The 639-nt window shown below is 68.2% G+C and carries 1 protein-coding gene and 1 pseudogene; both read right to left on the bottom strand.

Annotated features, from left to right (window positions below):
* Window positions 1-416 (bottom strand): Zn-ribbon domain-containing OB-fold protein (locus A5697_RS06370; protein ID WP_068008732.1); only part of this gene is annotated, 416 nt, incomplete at its 3' end.
* Window positions 413-639: pseudogene (locus A5697_RS06365) on the bottom strand (hypothetical protein); the annotation flags it as partial. The pseudogene A5697_RS06365 and the gene A5697_RS06370, both read right to left, overlap by 4 nt.

The following is a 639-nucleotide window of genomic DNA, read 5'->3' as shown; positions in this document are numbered from 1 at the left end:
TGGCCGGTGAAGTACGGCAGCGTGACATCGGGGCCGACGGCGTGGAACTGCACTTGCACGCGCATGCCGATCCGCAGCTCCTCCGGCGCGATCCCGACGACGTTGGTCAGCATCTGGTAGCCCTCGTCCAGCGTGACGATCGCGGGTGCGTAGGGCGGTTCGAATTCCGCAGTCACCGGCCGGTGAACCACCGTCCAGCTATAGATTTCGCCCAGCCCGGCGCTGCGCTCCCAACGCACAGGCGCCGAAAGGCATTGGCGGCAATGCTCGGTCGGCGGGAAGTTCGCCAGGCCGCAGGCCTCGCAGCGTTGATACCGCAACTCGCCGGAGCCGCAACCCTCCCAGAAGGGGGCGCTGAGGTGGCTACTCGCATGGGGCACGGGGCCGGTTTGCGGGCGCAGGGCATCAAACGTCACAGCGGTTCGTCCCCCAGGATCAGCAGTGTGGTGAACAAGGCCCCCGCTCCCCCGTTGCTGCACAACGCGATGTGCGCGCCGGGAACCTGAAGCTCGCCCGCCTGGCCGCGTAGCTGCTGGACCGCGCGGACGGCCCGCTGCATCATCTGCGGATCGGCATGCGCGTGCAAGTGCAGTTCCACGCCGTCGGCCCCGATGTCACGCTGCCGTACTTCACCGGCCA

The organism is Mycobacterium sp. E3251 (assembly GCF_001666835.1).
Taxonomy (GTDB): Bacteria; Actinomycetota; Actinomycetes; order Mycobacteriales; family Mycobacteriaceae; genus Mycobacterium.
Note: the sequence above shows the minus strand (reverse complement) of the source record. Positions and strands in the feature narration are given on the sequence as shown.